22 protein-coding genes are annotated in these 26233 nt (G+C 72.1%); 12 read left to right on the top strand and 10 right to left on the bottom strand.

All coding sequences use genetic code 11. The features are described from left to right. The first annotated feature begins 10 nt into the window (after positions 1-10). Both AQI95_RS13335 and AQI95_RS13330 read left to right on the top strand, forming a co-directional pair. Entirely contained in the window at positions 11-1426 is a 1416-nt protein-coding gene (locus tag AQI95_RS13335) for a 3-hydroxybutyrate oligomer hydrolase family protein (RefSeq protein WP_067121901.1), read from the top strand. A gap of 117 nt (positions 1427-1543) precedes the next feature. Beyond that, on the top strand, positions 1544-2041 hold the full coding sequence (locus AQI95_RS13330) for a glycosyltransferase family protein (RefSeq protein WP_067121899.1): 498 nt from the start codon (positions 1544-1546) through the stop codon (positions 2039-2041). A gap of 16 nt (positions 2042-2057) precedes the next feature. On the opposite strand, the gene AQI95_RS13325 is transcribed toward AQI95_RS13330, so the two are convergent. Further along, positions 2058-4025 carry an N-acetylmuramoyl-L-alanine amidase gene (locus AQI95_RS13325; protein WP_067121896.1) on the bottom strand — a complete coding sequence of 656 codons (1968 nt, stop codon included), beginning with the start codon at positions 4023-4025 and terminating at the stop codon, positions 2058-2060. A gap of 304 nt (positions 4026-4329) precedes the next feature. Then, positions 4330-5475: an aminoglycoside phosphotransferase family protein gene (locus AQI95_RS13320; RefSeq protein ID WP_067121894.1), complete on the bottom strand. Its 1146-nt coding sequence runs from the start codon at positions 5473-5475 to the stop codon at positions 4330-4332. 326 nt (positions 5476-5801) lie between these two features. On the opposite strand from AQI95_RS13320, the gene AQI95_RS13315 reads away from it, so the two are divergent. Next, complete coding sequence (locus AQI95_RS13315) at positions 5802-7295, top strand: DNA-binding protein NsdB (RefSeq protein ID WP_067121891.1); 1494 nt, start codon at positions 5802-5804, stop codon at positions 7293-7295. A 69-nt stretch (positions 7296-7364) separates the two neighbouring features. Here the strand turns inward: AQI95_RS13315 and AQI95_RS13310 are convergent, their stop codons facing one another. Then, the gene (locus AQI95_RS13310; RefSeq protein ID WP_067121888.1) at positions 7365-8813 is read right to left on the bottom strand and encodes a PP2C family protein-serine/threonine phosphatase; all 1449 of its coding nucleotides are present in this window, start codon (positions 8811-8813) and stop codon (positions 7365-7367) included. A gap of 349 nt (positions 8814-9162) precedes the next feature. Between AQI95_RS13310 and AQI95_RS13305 the strand changes: the two genes are divergently transcribed. Next, on the top strand, positions 9163-9579 hold the full coding sequence (locus tag AQI95_RS13305) for an SsgA family sporulation/cell division regulator (protein ID WP_067121887.1): 417 nt from the start codon (positions 9163-9165) through the stop codon (positions 9577-9579). A 131-nt stretch (positions 9580-9710) separates the two neighbouring features. Further along, positions 9711-11735: a phosphocholine-specific phospholipase C gene (locus AQI95_RS13300; protein ID WP_067121884.1), complete on the top strand. Its 2025-nt coding sequence runs from the start codon at positions 9711-9713 to the stop codon at positions 11733-11735. On the opposite strand, the gene AQI95_RS13295 is transcribed toward AQI95_RS13300, so the two are convergent. Both AQI95_RS13295 and AQI95_RS13290 read right to left on the bottom strand, forming a co-directional pair. Beyond that, positions 11725-12750, bottom strand: coding sequence for a Gfo/Idh/MocA family protein (locus AQI95_RS13295; RefSeq protein ID WP_079071237.1), 1026 nt, complete (start codon positions 12748-12750; stop codon positions 11725-11727). The genes AQI95_RS13300 and AQI95_RS13295 overlap by 11 nt on opposite strands. Positions 12751-12842: 92 nt before the next feature. Continuing rightward, the gene (locus tag AQI95_RS13290; RefSeq protein ID WP_067121882.1) at positions 12843-13937 is read right to left on the bottom strand and encodes a baeRF3 domain-containing protein; all 1095 of its coding nucleotides are present in this window, start codon (positions 13935-13937) and stop codon (positions 12843-12845) included. 157 nt (positions 13938-14094) lie between these two features. Between AQI95_RS13290 and AQI95_RS13285 the strand changes: the two genes are divergently transcribed. Together AQI95_RS13285 and asnB are read left to right on the top strand one after the other, a co-directional pair. Beyond that, positions 14095-14874 (top strand): alpha/beta fold hydrolase, encoded by a 780-nt coding sequence (locus AQI95_RS13285; RefSeq protein WP_067121880.1) that lies wholly within the window; start codon positions 14095-14097, stop codon positions 14872-14874. Positions 14875-15155: 281 nt separating this feature from the next. Further along, the gene (asnB, locus tag AQI95_RS13280; protein WP_067121877.1) at positions 15156-16997 is read left to right on the top strand and encodes an asparagine synthase (glutamine-hydrolyzing); all 1842 of its coding nucleotides are present in this window, start codon (positions 15156-15158) and stop codon (positions 16995-16997) included. Here the strand turns inward: asnB and AQI95_RS13275 are convergent. Together AQI95_RS13275 and AQI95_RS13270 are read right to left on the bottom strand one after the other, a co-directional pair. Continuing rightward, positions 16990-17514 carry a DUF4232 domain-containing protein gene (locus AQI95_RS13275; protein WP_067121874.1) on the bottom strand — a complete coding sequence of 175 codons (525 nt, stop codon included), beginning with the start codon at positions 17512-17514 and terminating at the stop codon, positions 16990-16992. The genes asnB and AQI95_RS13275 overlap by 8 nt on opposite strands. Before the next feature lie 130 nt (positions 17515-17644). Next, positions 17645-19249, bottom strand: coding sequence for an alpha/beta hydrolase (locus tag AQI95_RS13270; RefSeq protein ID WP_067123034.1), 1605 nt, complete (start codon positions 19247-19249; stop codon positions 17645-17647). Between the two features lie 307 nt (positions 19250-19556). Here AQI95_RS13270 and AQI95_RS13265 point away from each other — a divergent pair, with 307 nt between their 5' ends. Together AQI95_RS13265 and AQI95_RS13260 are read left to right on the top strand one after the other, a co-directional pair. Continuing rightward, positions 19557-20189, top strand: coding sequence for a chaplin (locus tag AQI95_RS13265; protein ID WP_067121871.1), 633 nt, complete (start codon positions 19557-19559; stop codon positions 20187-20189). A 195-nt stretch (positions 20190-20384) separates the two neighbouring features. Then, on the top strand, positions 20385-21239 hold the full coding sequence (locus AQI95_RS13260; RefSeq protein ID WP_067121868.1) for a GNAT family N-acetyltransferase: 855 nt from the start codon (positions 20385-20387) through the stop codon (positions 21237-21239). Positions 21240-21242: 3 nt separating this feature from the next. Here AQI95_RS13260 and AQI95_RS13255 read toward each other — a convergent pair whose 3' ends face one another. Together AQI95_RS13255 and AQI95_RS13250 are read right to left on the bottom strand one after the other, a co-directional pair. Continuing rightward, positions 21243-21725 (bottom strand): nucleoside deaminase, encoded by a 483-nt coding sequence (locus AQI95_RS13255; protein ID WP_067123032.1) that lies wholly within the window; start codon positions 21723-21725, stop codon positions 21243-21245. Continuing rightward, a complete protein-coding gene (locus AQI95_RS13250; RefSeq protein WP_167361942.1) occupies positions 21709-23007 on the bottom strand; it encodes an MFS transporter in 1299 nt (432 codons plus the stop codon). Before AQI95_RS13250 ends, AQI95_RS13255 begins: the two co-directional genes overlap by 17 nt. Before the next feature lie 60 nt (positions 23008-23067). Here AQI95_RS13250 and AQI95_RS13245 point away from each other — a divergent pair, with 60 nt between their 5' ends. Together AQI95_RS13245 and AQI95_RS13240 are read left to right on the top strand one after the other, a co-directional pair. After that, entirely contained in the window at positions 23068-23445 is a 378-nt protein-coding gene (locus tag AQI95_RS13245) for a MerR family transcriptional regulator (RefSeq protein ID WP_067121865.1), read from the top strand. A gap of 41 nt (positions 23446-23486) precedes the next feature. Then, the gene (locus AQI95_RS13240) at positions 23487-24263 is read left to right on the top strand and encodes a GNAT family N-acetyltransferase (protein WP_067121863.1); all 777 of its coding nucleotides are present in this window, start codon (positions 23487-23489) and stop codon (positions 24261-24263) included. A gap of 6 nt (positions 24264-24269) precedes the next feature. Here AQI95_RS13240 and AQI95_RS13235 read toward each other — a convergent pair whose 3' ends face one another. After that, on the bottom strand, positions 24270-24533 hold the full coding sequence (locus AQI95_RS13235; RefSeq protein ID WP_067123025.1) for a GlsB/YeaQ/YmgE family stress response membrane protein: 264 nt from the start codon (positions 24531-24533) through the stop codon (positions 24270-24272). A gap of 214 nt (positions 24534-24747) precedes the next feature. Between AQI95_RS13235 and AQI95_RS13230 the strand changes: the two genes are divergently transcribed. Next, positions 24748-26205, top strand: a complete 1458-nt coding sequence (locus AQI95_RS13230; RefSeq protein WP_067121860.1) for a M6 family metallopeptidase — start codon at positions 24748-24750, stop codon at positions 26203-26205. Positions 26206-26233: the final 28 nt, after the last annotated feature.

The raw sequence follows: 26233 nt of genomic DNA, 5'->3' as shown, positions 1-26233 counted from the left end.
GAGGAACCCCATGCCCGCTGCACCGCCCGGACGCCCCCCACGCCGAGCCGCACTGCACGCCCTGTCGCTCACCGCGGCCTGCCTGCTCCTGACCACTCCGGCCACGGCGGCGCCCACCGGCACCGCGGACGGCCACTGCGCAGGCCGCACCCACCTCCGGGTGCCGGGCGCCGCCCGCCAACAGGCCGACTGCCTGGACGAGCTGACCACCGCGGGCACCGTGGCCTCCGGCCACACCGACCCCGCCGACTACGCCGGTCTCACCCCCGAGGACCTGCCCACACCGAGCGGCGTCCCCGGCATCCAGATCGACGGCTACTTCCCGGACACCTCCACCACCAACACCGACCACGGCTGGAACCACGACTCCCAGTTCGTCGTCCGTCTGCCCGACCACTGGAACGGCGGCCTGGTCGTCGCCGGCACGCCCGGCAACCGCGAGCAGTACGCGAACGACCGGGCCATCGCCGACTGGGTGCTGGCCCGCGGCTACGCCTACGCCGCCACCGACAAGGGCAACACCGGCACCGCCTTCTACCGCGACGGCCCGCGGCCCGGCGACGCCATCGCCGAATGGAACACCCGCCTCACCCAGCTCACCCGCGCGGCCCGCGCCGTGGTCGCCCAGCGCTACCACCGGCCCCCGGCCCGCACCATCGCCACCGGCCTGTCCAACGGCGGCTATCTCGTGCGATGGCAACTGGAACACCACCCCGAGCTGTACGACGGCGGAGTCGACTGGGAAGGCACCCTCTGGCGCACCGACGGCCCCGATCCGCTCACCTTCCTGCCGCCCGCGCTGCGCGAGTACCCCACGTACGCCGCCGGCGGCGCCGGCGCCGCCGAGGCCGCGGCCGCCCTGCACCGGGCCGGCTTCCCGGCCGGCTCGGAGTTCCTGTGGCCGTACCACTACCAGGTCTACTGGGACCTCACCCAGCGCATCTACCGCGAGGAACTCGACCCCGGCTACGACGGCGCCACCGAGGCCGGCACCCCGTTCTGCCGCTCCGGCACACCCGCCTGCGACGCCGACTACGACTACGCCGCCCGTCCCGCGGCCGTCCACCGCGCGGTCGACCGCATCGCCCTCACCGGACGCATCGGCAAACCGCTGATCACCTTCCAGGGCACCCTCGACACACTGCTGCCGATCAGCCAGGACTCCGACGTCTACGCACGCATGGTCCACGCGTCCGGGCGCGGCGCACTCCTGCGCTACTACCGCGTCCAGGACGGCACCCACACCGACTCCCTGGTGGACGTCTTCCCCGGCCGGGTGCGCCCGATGGTGCCCTGCCACCGCTCGGCCTTCGAGGCACTCGAACGCTGGATCGACGGCGCCGGCCTCCCGCCCGCCGACCACACCGTCCCCCGCCCGCCCGGCGCCACCCCCGCGACACTGCTCACCACCTGCCCCCTGACCTGACCGCCGCGCCGAACGACACGTCCGGCGCAACCGGACGCCGCATCCGGCGCAGCCGGGCGGCACTTCCGGCGCAGCCCGCACGTCACTCCCCCCAGCCCTGGCACGTACCATGGCCGCATGTCGTTCCTCCGCCGCCGCAGCGCCACCCCCGCCGGACCCGATTTCGACGTGCTGGCCATGGACCCGGGCGACTGGCCGGGCAATCTCGGCGCGGGCCTGCTGCCCGCACCCGACGGCACCTGCCAGGGCGTCTTCCTGCGCTACGACCTCTTCGGCGGTCGCGGCCCCGCCATGATCATCGGCAACCTGCCGGTGGGCTCCCCGGCCCGTGAGGTCACCGAGGACGAGATCCCCTTCGAGGTGGGCCAGCTGCTGCTGGCGCTGGAGAACGACGAAGAGGTCACGGTCGTCGGCGTCGAGGACACCCCGGTCCTCCAGGGCGACAACCTCCTCATCGTGCGGCGGCTGAAACTGTCCGAGTCCCGGATCTCCTGCGTCCAGTTCGACCGCAGCGACGGCGTCCTCGTCACCATCGCCGCCTGGGACCGCCCCATCACCGACGACCTGTACGCCCTGCTGAAGCCGCTCCCGGCGGAGCTTTTCCAGCAGGGCTGAGGCCGCCCGGCCGCGGCTAGCGGCCGCCCTGAAGGGCCACGTCCGCGGCGCGGACGAAGCCGACCCGGTGGCCGTACTGGATCTCGTAGTACAGGTCCTTGCCGATCACGACCCGGTGCGAGTCGGTGGTGAAGGTGACCGAGTAGTCGTACTCGCCCGGCACCGCGTCACCGACCACGTACTTCTGTCCGGCCGGGATCGTGTACGGCAGCGGCACGACCGACTGCACGGGGACCCCCTGCGGATACGCCTCCTTCTCCGGGTAGGCCCTGCCGTACACCGGGACGCTCGTGAGGCCCTCCTTCGGCGTGATCACCAGCCCCGAGGCGGACACCGCGGTCGGTGCCGTGCGCGGGTTCTGGAACCAGGCCTTCTGCCCCAGGTACCAGATCGCGGTCCACTCGCCCCAGCGGTCGGCGACCGCGTACTGCTGACCGGTGGAGACCCGGGAGGACAGGTCGTTGACATCGATGGTCGGATCCGCGTTCAGGCCGATGTCCTTGATCAGCGGCGCGTTCACGTCGTGGTCCGAGTACAGCCGCACCTCGTCGGAGCCGTGCGCCGCGCACGGCGCGCCCTTGGTGGTGCAGCCCGTGTACGCCGGCTGGTTCGAGGCGTAGTCCGGCAGGATCGTCACCAGGCCGGACTGCTTGGGCGCCGTGCGCCTGAACGGGTGGCCCAGCAGCTGGAAGTAGTGCCGCCAGTCCCAGTACGGGCCCGGGTCCGTGTGCATCCCGGGGATCGTGGACGTCGTCGGACCGGGCACATTGTCGTGGCCGAGAATGTGCTGCCGGTCCAGCGGAATGCCGTACTCCCGGCTCAGGTACCTCACCAGCCGGGCCGATGACCGGTACATCGCCTCGGTGTACCAGGCGTCCGGGTTGGCGAGGAAGCCCTCGTGCTCGATGCCGACGGAGCGGGCGTTGATGTCCCAGTTGCCGGCGTGCCAGGCCACGTCCTTCGCCTTGACGTGCTGGGCGATCAGACCGTCGGTGGAACGCACGGTGTAGTTCCACGACACATAGGTGGGGTCCTGGACCAGGTTCAGCACCCCGTCCCAGGTGCCCTCCGTGTCATGGATGACGATGTACTTGATCCTCTGCGACACCGGCCGGTCGCCGAGGTCGTGGTTGCCGTAGTCGTCGTTCCCGAACTGGGCGTACGGAGCCCACACCGCCTCGCACGACACCGAGCTGGGGCACTCGACGTCGTCCGTGGGCAGTCTGCGTAGGTCCGCCCGCTTCAGCTGGGCGGTGTCGGGGGTCAGCCGCGGCTCGGCCGCGAGCGCCACCAGCTGGCCGGCGTCAGTGGTGCGCTCCTCACCGGTGCGCAGGACGTCGAACACGTCGTTGGCGTAGGCCGCCGCGGTCGCCGTGTCGTCGGCGCCGGAGAAGCGGCCCACCGCCGCGTACCAGTCGGCCGGGTCGGGACTCAGCGGCTCTCCCAGCTCCTTCTGCGCCGCGGCCAGCAGGGCGGCGCCCCCGGCCACGTTCGCGGCCGGGTCGGTGCGCAGTTCCCGGGCCGACAGGCCGGTCAGCCTCGCGGCCTTCGGCAGCGTCTTCAGACGGGCGGGAAGCGCCGACTCGGCCGGTGCCTTGACGTCCGGGTGCACGGCGGCGCGTGAGCCGTCGCCGCGGGCGTCCTCCGTGCCCTCGGCGAGATGCTCCGCCGCGGCGATCGCGGTCCGGGCGTCCGTGAGATGCATCGGGCCGTAGCCGCCGCTCACGCTCGGCGCGCCCGCGTGCCAGTCCCAGCGGGACTGCAGATAGGAGACGGACAGCAGGACGCTCTGCGGCACGTGGTACCGGGCCGCGGCGGTGGCGAACGCCTGCTGCAGCCGGTCCGCGGAGGAGCCCGGGGCGCTCTGCGCGGGAGCCGCGCCGAGCAGCGGCAGCAACAGGGCCGCCGAGGCCAGGGGGCCGGCGGCCCGCCGTAGATGTCTGTGGCCGGGCGTGGACGGGGAGTGCGTGGCGGAACCTCGCAATGCGGCCTCCTGTGACGGGCGGGCGTGGCGGGGCGTGCGGCGCCGAGCTGGGTCAGTGGTACCGGCTTGCCGACGATCCGTCAATGATGCCTACAGGACAGCGATTTCCCTTGTCACGGAGGGGTTTCGGCGAGTTTCGCGGCGGTGGTGCGCGGGCCTGCGCGGCATCACTGGCGTACACCAGTGGCCAGTTCGAGCCCGGCGCGTGGATCGGGTGTGCACATCAGATGTGCGAGTCGGGTTCGGATGTACGAAGGTCCGCGGTGCGCCGCCGCTCTGGCGCACCGCGGAACCGTCGTCCCCGTCAGCGAGTGCCGACCGCCGCTCGGACGGCCTTGCGGGCCATCTGGCAGTCGTCGTGCAGCCGCCTGAGCAGCAGCCGCTGTTCCTCGCCGGACGGCGCAGCACCCGGGTGGGCCAGGCCCGGTGCCGCCGGGGCCGTTTCGTGCATCGAACGCTGCACGGCCGTCTCGTAGGTACGGATCTCCCGGGTCAGCAGCAGCATCAGATTCACCAGGAAGGCGTCCCGGGAGGCCGGGCCCGCCGACTGGGCGATCTGGCTGATCTGACGCCGGGCCACCGGTGCGTCCCCGAGCACCAGCCACAGCGTGGCCAGGTCGTACCCCGGCAGATACCAGCCCGCGTGCTCCCAGTCCACCAGCACTGGACCGGCCGGTGAGAGCAGGATGTTCGAGAGCAGGGCGTCGCCGTGGCAGAACTGCAGCATGCCCTGGCGGCCGACCTGGTGGGCGATGCCGTGCAGCAGCTTCTGCAGGTCGCCGAGGTCCCGGTCGGTGAGCAGGCCCAGCTCGTGGTACCGGGAGATCCGGGCGCCGTAGTCCAGCGGCATGTCGAAGGTGCCCGCAGGAGGCCGCCAGGAGTTCACCCGGCAGATCGCGCCCAGCGCGGCCCGGATGTCCGCGCGCGGCGGCACCTCCGACGGATGCCGCTGCAGCGCTGCCACGCGGCCCGGCGCCCGTTCGATCACCAGGGTGCAGTTGTCCGGGTCCGCCGCGATCAGCCGGGGCACGCGGACCGGAGGCCGGTGCCGGACGAACGAGCGGTATGCGGCTATTTCGTGGCGGGACCGCTCGGCCCAGGCGGGCGAGTGGTCCAGCAGACACTTGGCGACGGCCGTGCTGCGCCCTGTCGTCCCGACGAGGAGGACGGACCGTCCGCTGCGCCGCAGTACCTGCACCGGCGCGAACTCCGGACAGATCCGGTGCACCGAGGCGATCGCGGTGCGCAGCTGCGCGCCCTGGGGCCCGGACAGGTCGAGTCGTCCGCTGAGCGGTTGGGTACCGGGCTGTCCCGGGATCCGCCGGGGCCGGCCCGCGACCGGTACGGGTCCGCCCGGACGCGCCACCGGGTCGAGATACGGCGCGCCGCCCGCCGGGCGGGGACGCAGCGGCCGGGGCGGGGCGGACACGGAGGACGATGCTGCGTACATGGGAGAAACAGATCCCTTCGTGTGCCTGCGGTGCCTGCCTGTGGTTCCGTGCTCGGCGCAACCGCGCGAAGCCGGTGCTCCGCAGAGCCCGTACTCCGATCGCGTGCACTGCGAGCATGCGCCGGCCCGACCCGGTCGCCCGGGTGCACCCTGGGGAATGCACCTGTCGTACCGAGTTGGCGACCGGGGCGGGTTGGCGCGTTCCTACTCGACACCCGATGCCCAGTGGCACACCATCTGGCGGACCCTGGCGAACCCTGGCGAATAGTCGCCCGGCAACCTCCACCGGGCTACTGTCAACTCAGCCGAGAACCTGGGGGCTTGACGTGAGCGGACAACCCAACACCCGCCTGGCGGACCTGTTCGGCCTGGCCGGCTGGTCCAAGGGTGAACTCGCGAGGCTGGTCAACAAGCAGGCGGCGGCCATGGGCCACCCCCAGCTGTCGACCGACACCTCCCGGGTGCGGCGGTGGATCGACATGGGAGAGATCCCGCGCGATCCCGTGCCGCGGGTGCTGGCGGCCCTGTTCACCGAGCGTCTCGGCCGTGTCGTGACCATCGAGGACCTCGGTCTGGTGCGGCACGGGCGTGCGGGAAGACGGCAGGGCGACGGGATCGAGGAACATCCCGACGGCGTGCCGTGGGCGCCCGAACGTACCGCCGCGGTCCTCACCGAATTCACGGGAATGGACCTCATGCTCAACCGACGCGGCTTGGTGGGCGCGGGTGCCGCGCTCGCCGCAGGATCCGCACTCAGCAGCGCCATGTACGACTGGCTGCACACCGACCCGGCTCTGAAGGCCGACGCCCCCGTCCTCGACGACCCCCTGCACGCCGACCCCGCTGGGTTCGACCGCTATGAGGCCGCCCCCATCGGATCACAGGAGATCGAGGAACTGGAACGCTCGGTCGAGGTGTTCCGTGCCTGGGACGCCGCCCGTGGCGGCGGGCTCCAGCGCAAGGCGGTCGTGGGCCAGCTCAACGAGGTGGGCGGCATGCTCGCCTACCACCATCCACCCCATCTCCAGCGCCGCCTGTGGGGCGTCGCCGCCAACCTCGCCGTCCTCGCCGGCTGGATGTCGCACGACGTCGGCCTGGAGCCCACGGCGCAGAAGTACTTCGTCATCGCCGCCCATGCCGCCCGTGAGGGCGGAGACCGGCCACGGGCCGGCGAGGCCCTGTCCCGGGCGGCCCGGCAGATGGTGCACCTCGGCCGGCCCGACGACGCGCTGGACCTGATGAAACTCGCCCAGTCCGGCTCCGGCGACCGCCTCCAGCCGCGCACCAAGGCGATGTTCCACACCATCGAGGCCTGGGCGCAGGCGGCGATGGGCAAGGGCCAGGCCATGCGCCGTACCCTCGGCCACGCGGAGGACCTCTTCGTCGCCAACCGGCAGGCCGAGGAACAGCCGGACTGGATGCAGACCTTCAAGGACGAGGACCTGTACGGCATGCAGGCCCTCGCCTACCGCACACTGGCGGAGTTCGACCCGAACGAGGCCGCGCACGCCCAGTACTACGCGGAGAAGGCACTGGCCCTGCGCGTCGACGGGCGGGAGCGGTCGAAGATCTTCGACCATCTGTCCATGGCGTCGGCCTGCTTCATCGCCGACGACCCCGAACAGGCCGACCGCTACGCACGGCTGGCCCTGATGTCGATGGGCTCGAACTCCTCCCGTCGCACCTGGGACCGGCTGCGCCAGATGTACCGGCTGACCGCGGAGTACGCCGGCTATCCGAGGATCCACGAACTGCGGGAGGAGATCCGGCTGGCCTTGCCCAAGCCGAGGGCCAAGGCCGCGCGCAGCGCACAGGCGTGAGCGCACAGGCACAGGGCCTGTGCGCCGACTCACCTCTTCATCCCCCGCATCGACGGCTCGGGGCTCAGCTCACGCGGTGACCTTGGCGACGAGCACACACGCGTCGTCCTCGCGTCCGGCTCCGCCGAACTCCTCGACCAGTGTCCGTACGCAGTCCTGCGCGGTCCGCGCCGCGCCGAACCGTGGGGCGAGGCCGAGCAGGCGGTCCACGGCCGCGTCCGGGCCGAGTCCCGGCACCAGCCCGTCGGTGTGCAGCAGAAGCAGGTCGCCCGGCCGCAGGGCCTCGGCGGCCTGGCCGTAGACGGCGCCCGAGGTGGCGCCGAGCAGCACCCCGTCAGGTGCGTTCAGCACGCGCCCCGTCCCGTCGCGGTACAGCAGCGGGGCGGGGTGTCCTGCCTGCGCCCAGACGAGGGTGTGGGTCCCTGGCCGGTAGCGGCAGCAGACGGCGCTGCCGAGGGCGGGCTGCACCGTGGCGTCCAGTAACTGGTCGAGCTTGCCGAGCAGTTCACCGGGCCCGGTGCCGGCCAGCGCCATACCGCGTACGGCGCCGAGCAGCATCGCCATGCCGGAGGCGACGGCCACCCCGTGCCCGGTGAGATCGCCGACGCTGATCAGGGTCTCGCCGTCGGAGAGTTCCAGCGCGTCGTACCAGTCGCCGCCGAGCAGTGTCTGCGTGGCCGCGGGGAGGCGGTGGGCGGCGAGGTCGAGGGTCCGCGGCCCCCGGTGCGGGAGCCGCAGGGAGCCGCGCCATGGCGGTAGCACGGCTTCCTGCAGCTCGGCCGCGATCCGGTGCTCGGTCTGCTCGTGCCGGCGATGACGCTGCAGCGAGTCACGGGTCTCGTGCACCGTCCGCTGACTGCGGCGCAGCTCGCTGACGTCGCGGAGCACGGCCCACATCGAGTGGGTGCCGCCGTCGGCGCCGAGCACGGGTTCGCCCATCATGTGCACCGCCCGGACCAGGCCGTCGGGGCGCAGGACGCGGAACTCGCCGTCGATGGGCTTGCCGTCGACCAGGCAGTCCGTGACCATCGCGGTCAGTCTTGGCCGGTCCTCGTCCAGGACCAGTGAGGGCAGTTCGTCCAGGGTGAGGGCGGGGGCGTCCGGGGCGAGGCCGAGGATCTGGTACAGCTCCCCGGACCAGGACGCCTCGTCGGTCAGCAGGTTCCACTCCGCGCTGCCGACCCGGCTGAGCAGCGAACCGGTCCCGACGGCGCCCGGCACAGGCCGAGCGGCGGGCGCACCGGCGAACGCGGCGGATGCGGCGGGGTCGGCCGACGCGGCGTCGGGACCGTCCCGGAGCTGGGCCAAGTGGGCGTCCAGGTCGTCCAGTTGGTGCAGCGCGAGGTCGTACAGGGCGCGCTGCCAGCGCTCCTCCGGGTCCGAACCGTCGCTCCTGGTGTCCCGCCGTACGGCGTCCACGTCGCCCTTGAGCCGCCGCGCCTGCGTTATCAACGCCTCGACCGAGCCGCGTCCGGGTGGCTGGGCGGCTGAGCGGTCCGCGGAGACAGGGGACGGCATGACGCACTCCGAGGGGGGACGATACGGCCGGCAGGGGACGGGGGGACCGTTACGACTCTGGCACAGCCCGCGACGCCCCGTAAGGGATTTGGCAACACACGATACGGTGGTGCTTTCGGCATATGCCAGAGTCTTCCCGGAGTGATCCGCGCACCCGAATGACGTACGCGCTGCTCGCTCCAAGTCGTAGCGGTTCTACGTGAGTTGCGGCATGCGGGGTCATAAGTGCCCGCCGCTCGTTCTCATGTTCGCCGCTCCTGTGTTCCCGTATGCCGGGGCCGTCTTGTACCTGTCGAACTCTGACTGGATTTGGCAGCATGCGAACGGCCTTCGCGGAGTCCATAAAGGCATGGACGCCATCACTGTCGAACAGTCCGCCCAGGCCCGCCTGATCACGGCGGACGACGAGGAGATCCCCGTCTCCGCCACGCTGCGCTACTCCACCCACGACCCGCTCGCCGTCTTCGTGGACTTCCCCGCCGAGGCCTCCCTGGAGGGCGAGGACGTCAGCTGGATCTTCGCGCGCTCCCTGCTCGACCAGGGGCTGCGCGCCCCGGCCGGCCACGGGGACGTCCAGATCTGGCCGTACGGCCACACCCGCGTCGTCCTGGAGTTCCACTCGCCCCACGGCCTGGCCCTGCTCCAGTTCCCCGCCTGCGCGCTGCGCCGCTTCCTGCTGAACACCTACGCGGTGGTTCCGGCCGGGCAGGAGGACGTCTCCGGGGTGGTGGAGCGGGGGCTGAGCGCCCTGTTCGGCGGGGTGTGAGGGGATCCCTCGGACGACTTTGACTTTTGTTCACCTCCGCCTCACCGCAGCGGTATGGACCCTGACGACCGCCCCGTGCACCCTGGCGCGCGGTGTGCCGCAGGGGCACTTCCGTGATGAGGACGGGGCGAATGACACCGATCAGCCGAAGAGGCTTCGTGGGACTCGGCGCATCCGTGGCAGCGGGTGTGGCGCTGGGCGCCGGCACGCGCAGCACGGCTGCCGCGGCGACCACGGCGACCGGCACGATCAAGGACGTGCAGCATGTGGTGATCCTCATGCAGGAGAACCGCAGCTTCGACCACTATTTCGGCCGGCTCAAGGGCGTACGCGGCTTCGACGACCGCAGTGGCATCACCCTGAGCGGCGGCTACCCGGTCTTCAACCAGCCGAACGGCGTGGGCCGTCAGTACCCGTGGAAGCTGAGCGCGACTCCGGACGCGGGCGGCAAGGACGGCGAGACCCTGGCCCAGTGCAACGGTGACCTGCCGCACTCGTGGTCCTCGCAGCACTCCGCGTGGAACAAGGGCAGGATGGACAACTGGGTCGCGGGCGTCGGCAACGTCCGTTCGCTCGGCTACCTGGACCGCTCCGACATCCCCTTCCACTACGCGCTCGCCGACAACTACACCATCTGCGACGCCTACTTCTGCTCCACGCTCAGCGCCACCGGCCCGAACCGCACCTACCTGTGGAGCGGCAAGGTCGACTCCGCCAGCTACGACGGCGGCGACGAGTCCGGCCTGACCTGGCAGAACTACGCCGAGGCGCTGCAGGCCGCCGGAGTGACCTGGAAGGTCTACCAGAACGCGGCCGACAACTACGGCGACAACGGCTGCGCCTACTTCAAGAACTTCGCCAACGCCAAGGCGGGCGACCCGCTGTACGACCGCGGAATGTCCTCGGTGCCGAAGGCGACCGGCTCGACCCCCGACGACATCGCCGCCGCCATCAAGGCCGACGTGCTCGCGGGCACCCTCCCGCAGGTCTCCTGGGTGGTCCCCAACCAGGCCTTCTCCGAGCACCCCTACGCCCCGCCCGGCGACGGCGCCCACTTCGTCAACCTCGTCTACCAGGCCCTCGCCGCCGACCCGGACGTCTTCGACTCGACCGTCCTGTTCCTCAACTACGACGAGAACGACGGCTACTTCGACCACGTGCCCCCGCCGGCGCCGCCCGCCGGCACCGCCGGGGAATTCCTCAACGGGGTGCCGTACGGCTTCGGCTTCCGGGTCCCGATGCTCGTCATCTCGCCCTGGACGCGCGGCGGCTGGGTCTCCTCCGAGGTCTTCGAGCACACCTCGGTGCTGCGCTTCCTGGAGACCTGGACCTCGGCCATCGGCAGGCCCGCCAAGTGCGGCAACATCAGCGACTGGCGGCGCAAGGTCAGCGGCGACCTCACCGGGGTCTTCGACTTCGCCAACCCGGTCTACGGCTCGGTGTCGCTGCCCGCGACCAGCGTCATCGGCATCGACACCTGCGGTCCGCTGCCCAACCCGGCGCCGACGAACAACGCGCTGCCCGCCCAGGAGGCCGGCACCCGCCCGGCCCGCGCCCTGCCGTATCAGCCGGGCGGCTACCTGGACCACCTGGAGTTCGGCGCGGCGGGCAAGATCCTCGCCTGGTTCACCATGACCAACCAGGGCGCCCCGGCGTCCCGCGCGGCCCACTTCTCCATCCACCCGAACGCCTACCGCGACACCACGCCCTTCCAGTACACGGTCGACGCCGGTGGCACCGCCTCCGACTACTTCAACATCGGCACCGGCTTCGGCGGCGGCAAGTACGACCTGTCCATGGTCGGCCCCAACCGCTTCCTGCGCCGCTTCCAGGGCGACGCGACCAAGGCGGGCAAGACGGCCGAGGTGAGCACCCGTTACGCGGTCGAGCCGGGCACCGGCAAGCCGGCCGTCTACTTCAAGATGACCAACTCGGGCTCCGCGTCGGTGAAGTTCACCATCACCTCCAACCACTACCGCAGCGACGGTCCCTGGACCTACACCGTCGCGGCGGGCGGTTCGAAGGAGGACTTCTTCAACGCCGTCGCCTACCAGGACGGCTGGTACGACTTCACGGTGACCGTCGACTCCGACGCGACCTGGTCGCGCCGGTTCACCGGGCACCTGGAGACGGGCGCCGTCAGCGTCAGCGGCTGAGGCCGGCGTACAGGTCCGGGCGCGGGGCGAGGTCGACGGCCACCCGGCCGCCGCTCTCCAGCGCCCGGACCCCCGCCTCGGCCACGGCCGAGGCCGCGTACCCGTCCCAGCCGCTCGGCCCGGTGACCTCGCCCCGCCGGGTGGCGTCGACCCAGGCCTGCACCTCGCGGTCGTAGGCGTCGGCGAAGCGGACGAGGTAGTCCTGTGCCACCTCCTCGCGGGCGCCGCCCGCCGTGGTGACCACCATGGTGTGCTCGGCGCCGATCCGGGCGCTGCCCTTCTCGCAGACGGCCTCGCAGCGCACCTGATAGCCGAAGCCGCAGTTCACGAAGACCTCGACGTCGACGAGCGCGCCCCCGTCGGTCTCGAACAGCACGAACTGCGGATCGAGCAGGCCCACGGGGGCGTCCCCCGACGGTGCGGGGCGCAGCACGGTCACCGCCGTCAGCTCCTGCCCGAGCAGCCAGCGGGCCGCGTCGATCTCGTGCGAGACGGAGCTGTCGATCAGCATGGCGCTGGTGAAGCCGGGCGGCGACGAGACGTTGCGGTGGGTGCAGTGCAGCATCAGCGGCCGGCCGAGGCTTTCGCCGTCCAGCAGGGCCTTGAGCCGGCGGTACTCGCTGTCGTAGCGGCGCATGAAGCCGATCTGGGCCAGCCGGCGGCCCAGCCGCGCCTCGGCCTCCACGACCCGCAGCGCACCGGTGGAGTCCGGCACCATGGGCTTCTCGCACAGCACCGGCAGCCCGCGGGCGAAGGCGGCCAGCAGGGCCTCCTCGTGAGCCGGTCCGGGAGAGGCGATCAGCACGGCCGCGACACCGGGCGCGTCGAGCGCGGCCACCGGGTCCGCGTGCACGGTGACCGAGTCGAGGCCCGCCACCGCTGCCTTCGCCCGGTCGATGTCGGGGTCGGCCACCGCCACGACCCTGGCCCCACTGACCACTTGGTCGAGCCGTCGTACATGGTCGGCACCCATGTGTCCGGCACCCAGTACCGCCACTCCCAGCAGGTCACCCATGCGTGCGCTCCCTTACGCCGACGATCACGCCGTAGCGTACGCCGCGCAGGGAGCGCTGCCGGGGGAGTGCCGCAGGGGTGCGGGGGGACGGCTCAGTACCGCAGCACCCCTGCGATGCCGTGCGCGACGGCCAGCGTGCCGTCGGGGACGAAGCGGACGTCGGCGCCGGTCTCCAGGCACTGCTCGACGATCTCGTCCACGATGTCCTCGCGGGCGTCCAGGTCACCGGGCTCGGCCGGCACCAGATGCTCGCCGAGGTCCCGGACGGTGGCCCGGAAGTTCTCCTCCACGGCGAGCAGCCGCACCCGGCCTTCCCGGGCGCTCTGCCACAGCTCGTCGAGACCGGCTGCGAAGGTCCGGTGGCCGCGTGCCGAGATCAGCTCCCGGACCACGGCCGTGGTGTCCTTGCGGGACTCCGCCTCCAGCACCGGTCGCAGCGCCTGCCACACCGTGTCGGGGCCGGCGTGCGCGAGACCGCCGTGCGGGACCTGGACGGCGGACTTGGCGACGCTGCCCACCTCGTCCAGCAGGGACAGCGCCGCCTGCTCCCCGGTGACGTACAGCGGCCGGGGATGGTCGCGCAGGAGCGTGCCCATGGCGGTGTCCGCCTCGCGCAGGAACTGCCGGGTCGCCTCGTCACGGAAGGTGCTCGGCAGATCGCCGATCTGCAGCTGGCGCTCGGAGTCGAAGTTCTCCTGCCGCCGCTCCATCGGGAAGCCGCCGGCGTGGTCCTGCACCACGCGGTCCTCGCCGCCGCTCCACAGGGTGACGCGGTCCGCGGAGACCGACAGCACCCAGAAGGGCCGTTCGGAGGCCTGTGCGGCGACCAGGTTGCGGGTGAGGAAGGTGTCCGAGAGCACCACCCGCTCGGGCACGGTCCGGGCCAGGGACCACACCTGGTGCTCGCCCGGAGCGGCGAAGATGACCAGGCCGTCCTCGGCATGCGCCAGGTCCACTTCCGCCAGTGCGCGGTCGAGCTGGGCCACGACGTCGTTGCGTCGCTCTCGGGTGACGGCGGGATCGGCCTCCAGGCGCCTGCGGGCCTCGGTGACCACATTGCGCAGCCGGACGGGATCCTGGCCGCTGTCGGGTTCGCGGCGGTGCGTCGGGGTCAGCACGGACACCGCCGGATAGGGACGCGGGCGCCGCAGTTCGGCGAGCGTCGCGGGACTCAGTGCGTGCTCCATGACAGCACGATAGGTCCGAATCACAGGTACGGCATTCGGGGTGTTCCGGAGCGGGAGCCGTGATCGGTTCCCGCAGCGGCGAACAGTGACGCGAGGCCCTGGCGACGGCTACCGTACCGGCCAGTAACCGGACCGCAGCGCACCCCAGGAGGCCTCAATGCCGCAGCTCGAAGTCGACGGAGCGGCCCTGACGTACGACGACGAGGGTCCCCGTGACGCACCGGAGGCGCCCCTGGTCCTCGTCCATGGCTGGACCGCGAACCGGCACCGCTGGGACCACCAGATCGCCCATTTCTCCGAAAGACGCCGGGTGATCCGGCTGGACCTGCGCGGGCACGGGGAGAGCACCGGGGTCGGGGTGCGCACGATCGCGGAGCTGGCGCGGGACGTCCTGGCGCTCCTCGACCATCTGCGGGTGGAACGGTGCGTGCTGGTCGGCCATTCGATGGGCGGGATGATCGCGCAGACCATCGCCCTGGCCCACCCCGAGCGGGTGGAGCGGATGGTTCTCGTGGGCTCCATCGCCCGGATGACGTACAGCCGTCCCCGCGGCCTGCTGATGGCCGTCTCCACTCTGGTGCCGTACCGCCTGTTCGTCGCGGCCAACATCCAGCGCGCGTTCGCGCCCGGCCACCCCCGCGACGAGATCCGCGCGCACATCCGCGCCGCCGCCGCGACCCCGCGCGAGGTCGTGATGACGCTGTACGGCGCGATGCGCGCCTTCGACGTCCTGGACCGGGCCGGTGAGATCCGCACGCCCACGCTGATGGTGCACGGCTACCACGACGTCCAGCTGCCGGTGCGGCAGATGCTCCGGATGGCCAAGGCCTATCCGGACGCGGTCGTGCGCATCCTCGACGCGGGCCATGAGCTGCCGCTGGAGAAGCCGGCCGAGCTGACCGACGCGCTGGACCGGTTTGTGAGCGGGAAGGTCTGATTCCCGCGCCGCTTTGTGAAGTTTTTGCCCGTGGCCGGTTCATGACCGCGCCGCCCCTGTGGCGTGGGCTTCGCGTGATTTCGCGCGAGCAAAACACGGCTGAAATCATGGGGGCGTGTGCGTCATACGTGTTAACACCGAGTTGACTGCCTGAGGCAACTGACGGAGGCTCGTCATATAGGTGCTCGATACAACTGGTTTACTGGCCGCTCCTCGGATCACCGGGAATCGCCCCAGGTGAGCGCGGGAGCCGGCCGCGAGCCGGACTCAGGAGGCAGCACATGTGCGGTATCACCGGATGGGTCTCCTACGACCGTGACCTGGCCGCCGAGGCCACGACATTGGATGCGATGACCGAGACGATGGCCTGCCGCGGCCCGGACGACCGCGGCACCTGGATCGAGGGCCCGGCCGCCCTCGGCCACCGCCGCCTCGCGATCATCGACCTCCCCGGCGGCCGTCAGCCCATGTCCCTCGACACCCCCGAGGGAAGCCTGGCCATGGTCTACTCCGGAGAGGCGTACAACTTCACCGAACTGCGCCGGGAACTGGAAGGCCGCGGCCACCGGTTCACGACCGACTCCGACACCGAGGTCGTCCTGCACGGCTACCTCGAATGGGGGGACGCGGTCGCCGAACGGCTCAACGGGATGTACGCGTTCGCCGTGTGGGACGGACGGCGCGGCAAGCTCGTGATGATCCGCGACCGCATGGGCATCAAGCCGTTCTACTACTACCCCACCCCCGACGGTGTCCTGTTCGGCTCCGAGCCCAAGGCGATCCTCGCCAATCCGCTGGTCCGCCGCCGGGTCACCCTGGACGGGCTGCGGGAACTGCTCGTCATGATCAAGACGCCCGGACACGGGATCTGGGACGGCATGCGCGAGGTCGAACCCGGCACGGTCGTCACCGTCGACCGCTCGGGCCTGTCCACGCGCGCGTACTGGCGGCTGGAGACCCGTGCGCACACCGACGACCGCGACACCACCATCACCACCGTGCGCTCGCTGCTCGACGACATCGTGCGCCGTCAGCTGGTCGCCGACGTCCCGCGCTGCACACTGCTCTCCGGCGGCCTCGACTCCTCCGCGATGACCGCGATCGCCGCCCGGCAGCTCGCCGCACAGGGCGAGCGGGTGCGCAGCTTCGCCGTCGACTTCGTCGGCCAGACCGACAACTTCATCGCCGACGAACTGCGCGGCACGCCCGACACGCCCTTCGTGCACGACGTGGCCAAGCTCGCCGACACCGACCACCAGGACATCGTGCTCGACTCGCAGTCCCTCGCCGACCCCGCCGTACGGGAGCTGGTGATCCGCGCCCGCGATCTGCCGGCCGGCTTCGGCGACATGGACGCCTCGCTGCTGCTGCTCTTCCGCGCCATCCGGGAGAAGTCCACCGTGGCCCTGTCCGGCGAGTCGGCCGACGAGGTCTTCGGCGGCTATCTGCAGTTCTTCGACGAGGAAGCGCGCCGCGGCGACACCTTCCCCTGGCTCGTCCGCTTCGGACGCGACTTCGGGGACGACTCCGACGTGCTGCGCGCCGACGTCGCCAAGTCCCTGGACCTGCAGGGCTACATCGCCGACGGCTACCGCACGGCCGTCGCCGCCATCGACCGGCTCGACGGCGAGAGCGACTTCGAGTACCGGATGCGGCAGATCAGCCATCTGCACCTGACCCGCTTCGTGCGCATCCTGCTCGACCGCAAGGACCGGATGAGCATGGCCGTCGGGCTGGAGGTCCGGGTGCCGTTCTGCGACCACCGGCTGGTCGAGTACGTCTACAACGCCCCCTGGGCGCTGAAGTCGTTCGACGGCCGGGAGAAGAGCCTGCTGCGGGAGGCGGCCGCGGACGTCCTGCCGCGCTCGGTGTACGACCGGGTCAAGAGCCCCTACCCGTCCACGCAGGACCCGCGGTACGCCCGCGCCCTGCAGGAGCAGGCCAAGGACCTGCTCGCCCGGCCCTCCCACCGGGTCTTCGACCTCGTCGACCGCGAACGGCTGCGCACGGCCGCCGAACGCGAGGCGCCGATCAGCAGCCAGGCGCAGCGGCGCGGGCTGGAGCGCACGCTGGACCTCGCCCAGTGGCTGGACCTCTACTCGCCCGAGGTGAACCTCAGCTGAGGCCGATGGCCCGGTCCGCGGCCGCCGCCGTGGGCTGCCACCACGTCGTCACCGGCTCCCACACGAGGACCCGCTTCCCGGTGCCGAGCCGGCCGGCGCTGAAGGTGCGGCCCCAGTGCGCGGACTGGGCGGCCACGGTCACGGAGTCCACCCGGCGGGCCTCGGGGTCCGCCGGGTCGCCGATGGTGCGGACGTCGGCGTAGGCGGTCGCGCCCGGCGCGAGCCGGTAGCTGCCGGTGCCGCCCGCCGGTGTCGGCAGCGCGGCGCCGTCCAGGTTCCCGAAGGTCACCGTGGGCACGCGGTCGACGACGCACGCGCGGGCGCCGCGGTTGGTGACGTCGACACGCACCACGGCGGGATCGCCGGCCACGGCCTTCGCCCGCATCGTCAGGGCCTGCTCGGCGCAGCGGGCGGTGTGCGGGGGGCCCGTGACGGCCTGGCTCTGCGGCGCGGTCAGCAGCAGAGCCGCCGTGGCGGCCGAGACGGCTGGTACGGCGATGGCGGCGCGAAGGCGCATGGTGGTTTCCCCTTGTCGCGGGCACGTACGGAAGGCGGCGGCCGAAGGGCGCCCGCCTGGTGTGACGCCCGGGAGGGACGGGAGGTTGCGGCGGATTCGCCCCTGTTACCCGGTTGCGTCCTCACTGTCGTCAGCCGGTGGCGTTCGCGCTGTCACTTCCCTCCTCGGCGTCCGCCGGGCACGAGCTGCCGCTCGGCGGCAGGGAGCCGTAGAGCAGGAAGTCGTCGACCTTGCGGTGCACGCACTTGGAGGAGGTGTATCCGGTGTGGCCGTCGCCCTCGTTGTCGAGCACGACGGCCGAGGAGCCGAGCCGGGCCGCCGTCTCCACGGTCCACCGGTACGGCGTCGCCGGGTCACCGCGCGTCCCCACCAGCAGCATCTTCGCCGAGTCGACGTTCTTCGCCCGGTCGCGGATGAAGTCGGTGCCCTTGGGGCGGCCGTAGCACATCAGCAGCTGGGTCAGCCGGTAGCGGCCGAACACCGGCGAGGCCTGCTCGTACGTGGCGCGCAGGTTCTTCAGGTCCTTGGTGATCTGCGCCGTGTCGGGCCGGTCGGGGTCGTCGGCGCAGTCGATCGCCATCAGCGCGGCCTGGAGATTGTCCGCCGGGACGTCCTGCGGATCGACCAGAGTGCCGTTCCCGCGCCCCGCGGCGCTCGCGGGCGCGGCACCGCCGGTGGCGAAGGCCAGCACGCCCCGGGTGTCGCCGTCGCCTATCAGGGAGGCCAGGGCGCGCTCCAGGGAGGGCCACAGCTGCCTGCTGTAGAGGGCCTGCCCGATGGCGCCCACCAGGTCCTGTCCGGAGAACGAGCTGCCGAAGTCCGTCGCGACCGGGTTCGCGTCGAGCGAGTGCACGAGCCGCACGACCTGGTCCCCGGCGGCACGCCGGTCCTGGCCGAACGGGCAGGCGACGTCCGCCGTACACCAGTCCAGGAAATCGTCCAGCGCGGTCTGCTGCCCCTCGGCGCCGGCCACTCCCTGCTCGGACAGCGGCTCGGTCAGGGTGTCCACGCCGTCCAGGGCGAGCCGGCCGACCTTGTGCGGGAACTGCGCCGCGTACACCGCGCCGAGCCGCGTCCCGTAGGAGAAGCCGAGGTAGTTGAGCTTCTTGTCGCCGAGGGCCTGGCGGATGACGTCCAGGTCGCGGGAGGCGTTCACGGTGCCGATGTGCGCCAGCACGGGACCGGAGTGCCGGGCGCACTCCTCGGCGGCCTTGCGCAACTGCCCGAGCAGTGCCTGGGGATGGGCGAGATCGATGTCGTCGCCCGTCGCCTGTGCGGCCTCGTCGCCGCCCTCGCCGCAGCTGACGGGGGAGGAGCGGCCGACGCCGCGCGGGTCGAAGGTGACCACGTCGTAGCCGTTCGTCAGGTCCATGAACTCCTTGCCGTAGGAGGCCAGCTCGGGGACGCCCGCACCGCCCGGCCCGCCGAAGTTCAGCAGCACCGAACCCTGCTTCTTCCCGGTCGCCCGGTAGCGGGCCAGGGCCACGTCGAGCGTGCCCGCGCGAGGGTGCGCGTAGTCGAGCGGGACGGTGACCTTCGCGCACTGCAGGTCCTTCGGCATGTCCGGGCCCTTGCAGGCCGCCCAGGCCGCCTTCTGCCGGTAGAACCGGGTCAGGTCCGGCTGCGGCTGCCCGGCGGCGGCCACGGGCAGCCCGGCACCGAGCAGCGCCAGGGCGAGGGCGCCGGTACCCGCGCAGCGACGCACGGCGGGTCGTGCGGACGGCTTGACCACGATCGATCGCCTCCCGGGACGCCTGTCGCGGACCGGGGACGGCGCCCTTCGGATCACCATAAGCGGGCCCTGGACCGCCCGCCTCCGGACGAGCGCCGCGGCACCCGTGGCCGTACCCTTTGCCCGCTCCGTTCCTGTTGATGATCATTGGGCGTCTTTACATGCGGTTCGATAACAGTGTCGCTCGACGGGGTGAAAGACCGATAAGCCATAACTCGGATGGTGCTCCTGCGTTTTACGGGGTGCGGGTGAGTGCCCGCGACGAAGTCTGGAAGGCAGGAAACCTATGAGACGGGCTACCCGTAAAGGTGTGATCGCCGTCGCCGCCTCCGGAGCGATGGCCGTGGCGCTGCCGGTGTCCGCCGCCTTCGCGGCCGACGGCTCGGCGGCCGACGGCTCCGCGGCCGGCTCGCCCGGGCTGCTCGCCGGAAACGGCATCCAGCTCCCGGTGCACGTACCGGTGAACGTGTGCGGCAACACCGTGAACGTGGTGGGGCTGCTCAACCCGGCCGTCGGCAACGCGTGTGCGAACGGCTCCACCGCGAAGAGCCGGTCGTCGGCGCACGGCGGGGCGTCCGCGCACGGCGGCGCGAAGGACTCGCCCGGCGTGCTGTCCGGCAACGGCATCCAGCTCCCGGTCGACGTGCCGGTGAACGTCAGCGGCAACAGCGTCGACGTGATCGGGGTGGGCAACCCGGCCGAGGGCAACCGGTCGGTCAACGGCTCCGGCGGACAGCCCCGCACCCCCCGCCACGCGCACCACTCGGCCCCCCGGCCGGTCACGCAGCACGACCCCGGCCCGCGCCAGGCCGCTCGGGCGACGACGACCGCGCTGGCCCACACCGGGACGGACACCACCTTCCCCGCCGTCGCCGGCAGCGCCGCACTCCTCCTCACGGGCACGGCCCTCTACCGCCGCTTCCGGCCCGGTCGCACCGGCTGAGCCCCCCTCGGCCAAGGCCCCACCGGGCGCCGGCCCGGTGGGGCATCGACGCTCTGCCGACGGGCGGTGCCACCGGGTGCGGCCGACCCTGCGTGAAAGCGATGCGAAGCGGCTGATCTTCCCGTGGCGCGGCCCCCGTTGATCGGGAAGGATGCGGGGCGGCAGTCCGGTCCCGACGGAAATGGAGCGCATCGAATGACCTCTGCGGCCCCCCACGACCTCGTCCTCACCCAGGCCACCCTCGCCGACTGGCCGGTGATCGCCGGATGGGCGACGGCGGAGGGCTGGAACCCAGGACTGGCCGACGGGCCCGCGTTCTTCGCGCAGGATCCCGACGGGTTCTTCCTCGGCCGCATCGACGGTGAGCCCGTCTCGGCCATCTCCGTGGTGAACCACGGCCCGGACTTCGCCTTCCTGGGCTGCTACCTCGTCCGCCCCGACCTGCGCGGCCACGGCCACGGACTCACCACCTGGAAGACCGCCCTCGCCCACGCCGGCGAGCGCACCGTCGGCCTGGACGGCGTCGTCGCCCAGCAGGACAACTACCGCCGGTCCGGCTTCGAACTCGCCCACCGCACCATCCGGTTCACCGGCACCGCCCCGCAGGGCGCGCCGCCCGCCGGCGTCCGTCCGGCCGGTCCCGCCGACCTCGCCGCGATCGGCGCCTACGACAGCGCCTGCCACCCGGCCGACCGTCCGCGCTTCCTCGCGCAGTGGCTCACCGGACCCGGCCACCTGACCCTCGTCCGCCACGACGGCGGGCGCCTCACCGGTTACGGCGTGCTCCGCCCCGGCCATGACACCCTGCGCATCGGCCCCCTCTTCGCGGACACCGCCGACGACGCCCGCGCCCTCTTCGCCGCGCTCACCGCCGAGGCCGCCGGACGCGAGGTGGCCATCGACGTGCCCGAGCCGAACGCGGCCGGCGTCGCCCTCGCCGAAGAGGCCGGACTGCGGGCCTCGTTCGAGACCGCCCGCATGTACACCGGACCGGTGCGCGAGCACGCACGGCACCGCGTCTTCGGCGTCACCACCCTCGAACTCGGCTGACGCTCAGGGCCGTTCGGCCCAGCGGCGGCGGTGCAGCTCCCGCACCTGATCCACCAGCTCCGGCACCGGTCCCTCCACGGCCACCCCGGGCGCGACCCCGTGCACGGGCAGCGACCGCACCGGCGCCTGCGGGACACCCGACTCGGCGTGCCAGACATCGAGTTGGGCGGAGGAGGCGATGTACACGATCCGGCCGAGCCCCACCCACGCGTGCGCCGCCGCGCACATCGGGCAGTGCTCGCCGGAGGTGTAGACCGTGGCTCCGGCCCGCTCCTCGGGCGTCAGCCGCTCGGCCGCCCAGCGGGCCAGCTCGAACTCGGGATGCCGGGTGCCGTCCCCGCCCCCCACCCGGTTGCGGTCCTCGGCCAGCACCCGCCCGTCGCCGGACACGAGGACGGACCCGAAGGGCTCGTCGCCGTTCTCCAACGCCTCGGCCGCCAGCTCCACACAGCGGCGCAGATGCCGCAGCTCACTGTCCTTCACCATGGCCCATCGACCTCCTCACGGCATGATCTCCGGCAGCGCGCGCCGCGGCCACCGGCACCGGCCCGGCCGGCGCCTTCGCCTCCGGGGCGACGCCGTGCCGCCGTGCCGGGAAGGCGTAACGGCGGGCCGCCGCGACCACCGCCGTCGCCAGCACGGCCGGCGGCAGGGCGGTCCACGGCAGGGCCCCCGGGCCCCGTGCGTCCAGCGTCAGACCGCCGAGGAGCGAACCGGCGGCGATGCCCGCGTTGTACACGGTCGTCTGCAGCGAGGTCGCCACCTCGGCCTCGGCCGGTCCCGAGGCGTCCACCAGCGCACTCTGGATCAGCGTCGGCGCCCCGCCGAATGCCACGCCCCACAGGGCCACCGCGCCGACCAGCAGCACATGCGCCCGCGCGAGGAGGCCCAGCGTCGGCAGCACCGCGGTGAACAGGGCGAGCGCCACGAGCAGCGTGGTGCGCGGACACCGGTCGATCAGCGCTCCGGTGAGCCAGATCCCGGCGACCGTGGCCGTCCCGAACACCGCGAGCAGCGCGCCCGTCCGGCCGTACCCGGCGTGCGCGGCGAACGGGGCGACGTAGGTGTACATCACCTGGTGCCCGAGCAGCAGGAACAGGGTCACCGACAGCACCGGGCGGATCCCGGGGCGCCGGGCCACCCGGGTGAGGGGCACGCGCACGTGGGGCGGTTCGCCCGGGAAGCCGGGCACGCACAGCCGCACCCACCCCACCAGCGCCACGGCGAGCACGGCCAGCGTGCCGAAGGCGGCCCGCCAGCCCACCGCGCCGGCGAGCGCCGTGCCCGCGGGCACCCCGAGCGACAGGGCGAGGGTGATCCCGGCGAGCACGATCGCGATGGCCCGCCCGCGCCGCCCGGCCGGCACCATCCGGGCCGCGTAGCCGACCAGCATCGCCCACAGCGTGCCGCCCGTCGCGCCGGCCAGCAGCCGGGCCGCGAGGGTGAGCGGGTACGACGAGGACAGCGCGACCAGCGCGTCGCTCGCGGCGAAGCCCAGCAGGGCGCCGCAGAGCACGGGCCGTCGCGGCAGCCCGCGCAGGGCCGCGGTGACCGGGATCGCCGCCAGGAAGGAGGCCGCCGCGTACGCGGTGACCAGGAAGCCGATCCGCGACTCGGCGACCCCGAGCGGGGGAGCCATCGCGGGCAGCAGGCCGGCCGGCAGGAGTTCCGTCATGACGGCGGTGAACGCGGCGCAGGACAGGGCCAGCAGCCCCGACCAAGGCAGCCGACCGCCCTTGACCTGGGAAGACGTGGAGGACATGGTCATGCGACCATGGTCGGAGTCTGACATCAGTGTGAAGGTCAAGCGCCGAGGCGGGAGACGGGCATGCGGATCGGTGAACTCTCGCGCCGCACGGGTGTGCCCACGCGGCTGCTGCGCTACTACGAGGAGCAGGACCTCCTCCGTCCCGAGCGCGGCGCGAACGGCTACCGCAGCTATGCCGAGTCCGCCGTCGCCGACGTCCGGCAGATCCGCGGCCTGCTGGACTCGGGCCTGACCACCGAGATGATCCGCGCGATCCTGCCCTACCTCGGCGGCCCCGGCGAACTCCATCCGCCCGCCGAGTGCGTCACCCCGCAGACCGCCGCACTGCTCCAGGACCACCTCCTGCGCATCCAGTCCCGCATCGACTGCCTGACCCGCAACCGCGACCGGCTCAGCGCCTATCTGGCCGCCGTACGGCCGCAGTCCGGTGGGCGGTAATCGCATTGCGCGCCCCGGTCCGCCATGGTCGAGTCGGGGGCATGGACCACACGACGGTGCTCGCCCTGTACGACCGCGACATGCGCGAGCACGCGACTCCCGACGGCCCCGGTGCCCGGATCGAGCGGGCCGGCCCGGTGGTGCGCCAGGTCGCGGACGCGCACGGCTGGAACGGCGTCCTGTGGTCCGATCTGGACCCGGCCGGAGCGGACCGGGCGATCCAGGAGCAGATCGCGTACTTCACCGCACTCGGCCGGGACTTCGAGTGGAAGCTCTACGGCCACGACCGGCCGGCGGACCTCGGTGCCAGGCTCACCGCGGCCGGACTCCGGGCCGAACCCGAGGAGACGCTGCTGATCGGCGAGAGCGGCCGGCTCGCCACGGACGCCGAACCGCCCGCGGGCGTCCGTCTCGTCGAGGCCACCGACCCGGCCGGCGTCGACCTCGTCGTGGCCGTGCACGAGAGGGCCTTCGGCACCGACGGGACCCGGCTGAGGCACCGGCTGCTCGCCCGGCTGGCCGCCGACCCCGGCACGGTCGTCGCCGTGGTCGCGCTCGCCGGGGACGAACCCGTCGGTGCCGCCCGGACGGAGCTGGTGCCCGGGACCGCGTTCGCCGGGCTGTGGGGCGGCGGCACCGTCGAGGGCTGGCGGGGCCGGGGGATCTACCGGGCCCTGGTCGCCCACCGGGCCCGCGTCGCCGCCGCCCGTGGCTACCGGTATCTCCAGGTCGACGCCTCACCTCTGAGCCGCCCGATCCTGCGGCGCCTCGGCTTCCACGCGCTGAGCACCACGACCCCCTATCTGTACGGGAGCTGACCCGTCTCAGCGGCGGGCCCGGGAGCGATCCAGCGCCGCGATGCCCACCGCGGCCAGGGCGATCTGGATGAACCACTCGATCCAGTCGGGACCCTTGGTGTCCGCGACCCCGAATCCGGCGGCGACGGCCGAGCCCAGCAGCGCGGCCACGATGCCGACGACGATGGTCCACAGGATGCCGATGTGCTGACGGCCGGGGACGACCAGACGCCCCAGGACGCCGATGATGAGGCCGATGACGATGGCGCTGATGATGCCCGAGATTTCCATGTCCACCCCTTTTGGTGTTGACTCCCGCTGACCATCTGCCCGTTGCGGTGCGGAAGCAGTCCGCTCCGGTTGTTGCCGGGACTTTGTGTTCATCGGCCCTTCATGCCATGTACCTTTCAACCACTTGACGCGTGTAGAACCCTCAACCCGGCTCTACGCGCGCAGACTTGGCGCCCGCACCGCCTCTCCCCACCCCCTCATGGAGGTTCGTCGGATGCTCGGATCCCGGAGATCCCGCCACAGATTCACCACCGCACTGGCCGGATTCGCGCTGCTCCTCGCCGGGGCCGCCGTCCAGGTCGGCAGCGGCACCGCCGCGCACGCGGCGACCACGCACCGCGTCCTGTTCGACAACGCCCATGCCGAGACCGCCGGAAACGCCGACTGGATCATCTCCACCAGCCAGCCCGACCCGCTCGGCCAGGACTCCTCCCCGTCCGCCGAGACCGACTGGACCGGCGCCCTGTCCTCCTGGGGCGTGGCGCTGCAGAAGACCGGCGACTACAGCCTGAAGACACTGCCGTCCGGCTCCAGCCTCAGCTACGGCGGCTCCTCGTCGCTCGACCTGTCGAACTTCGACACGCTGGTCCTGCCGGAGCCGAACACGCTGTTCACGAGCGCCGAGAAGACGGCGATCATGAACTTCGTGAAGAACGGCGGCGGTCTGTTCATGATCTCCGACCACACCGGATCCGACCGCAACAACGACGGAGCCGACGCGGTCAAGATCCTCAACGACCTGATGTCGAACAACAGTGTCGACTCCACCGACCCGTTCGGCTTCTCGATCGACTCGCTGAACATCACCTCCGGCTACCCGGCGGCGATCAGCGACAGCGGCGACCCGGTCCTGCACGGCTCGTTCGGCACGGTCACCAAGAGCCTCATCGCGAACGGCACGACCGCCACCCTCAAGCCCTCCGACAACTCCTCCGTCAAGGGCCTGGTCTACCGCAGCGGATACTCCGGCAACACCGGCGCCTTCTTCCTCACCAGCACCTTCGGCAGCGGCCGTATCGCCTTCTGGGGCGACAGCTCCCCGATCGACGACGGCACCGGCCAGTCCGGCAACACGCTGTACGACGGCTGGAACGACTCCGGCGCCACCAACGCGGCGCTCGCCCTCAACGCCACCGCCTGGCTGGCCGGTTCGGGCACCAGCGGCGGGGGCGGCGGGGGAGGCGGCGGCACCGGCACCTGCACCGCCGCCCAGCTCCTCGGCAACAACGGCTTCGAGTCCGGCAACAGCACCTGGAGCGCCACGAGCGGAGTCATCACCGACTCCAGCGGTGAGTCGCCCCGTTCGGGCTCGTACTACGCCTGGCTCGACGGCAACGGCACCGCCACCACCGACACCCTGTCCCAGTCGGTGAGCGTCCCGTCCGGTTGCTCGAAGGCGACGCTCAGCTTCTATCTCCACGTCGACACGGCCGAGACCACCACCAGCACCGCCTACGACACCCTCAAGGTGCAGGTGCTGAACGGCTCCGGCACGGTCCTGGGCACCCTGGCCACGTACTCCAACCTCGACGCGGCCTCCGGCTACGCCCAGCGCAGCCTCGACCTCAGCGGCTACGCCGGGCAGAGCGTCACCCTGAAGTTCACCGGAACCGAGGGCACCAAGTACCAGACGTCGTTCGTCGTGGACGACACGGCGCTCGACGTCGCCTGAGCCGGCCGAGCGGGGGTGGGCCGCCGGC

Source organism: Streptomyces yokosukanensis, assembly GCF_001514035.1.
GTDB lineage: Bacteria > Actinomycetota > Actinomycetes > Streptomycetales > Streptomycetaceae > Streptomyces > Streptomyces yokosukanensis.
Note: the sequence above shows the minus strand (reverse complement) of the source record. Positions and strands in the feature narration are given on the sequence as shown.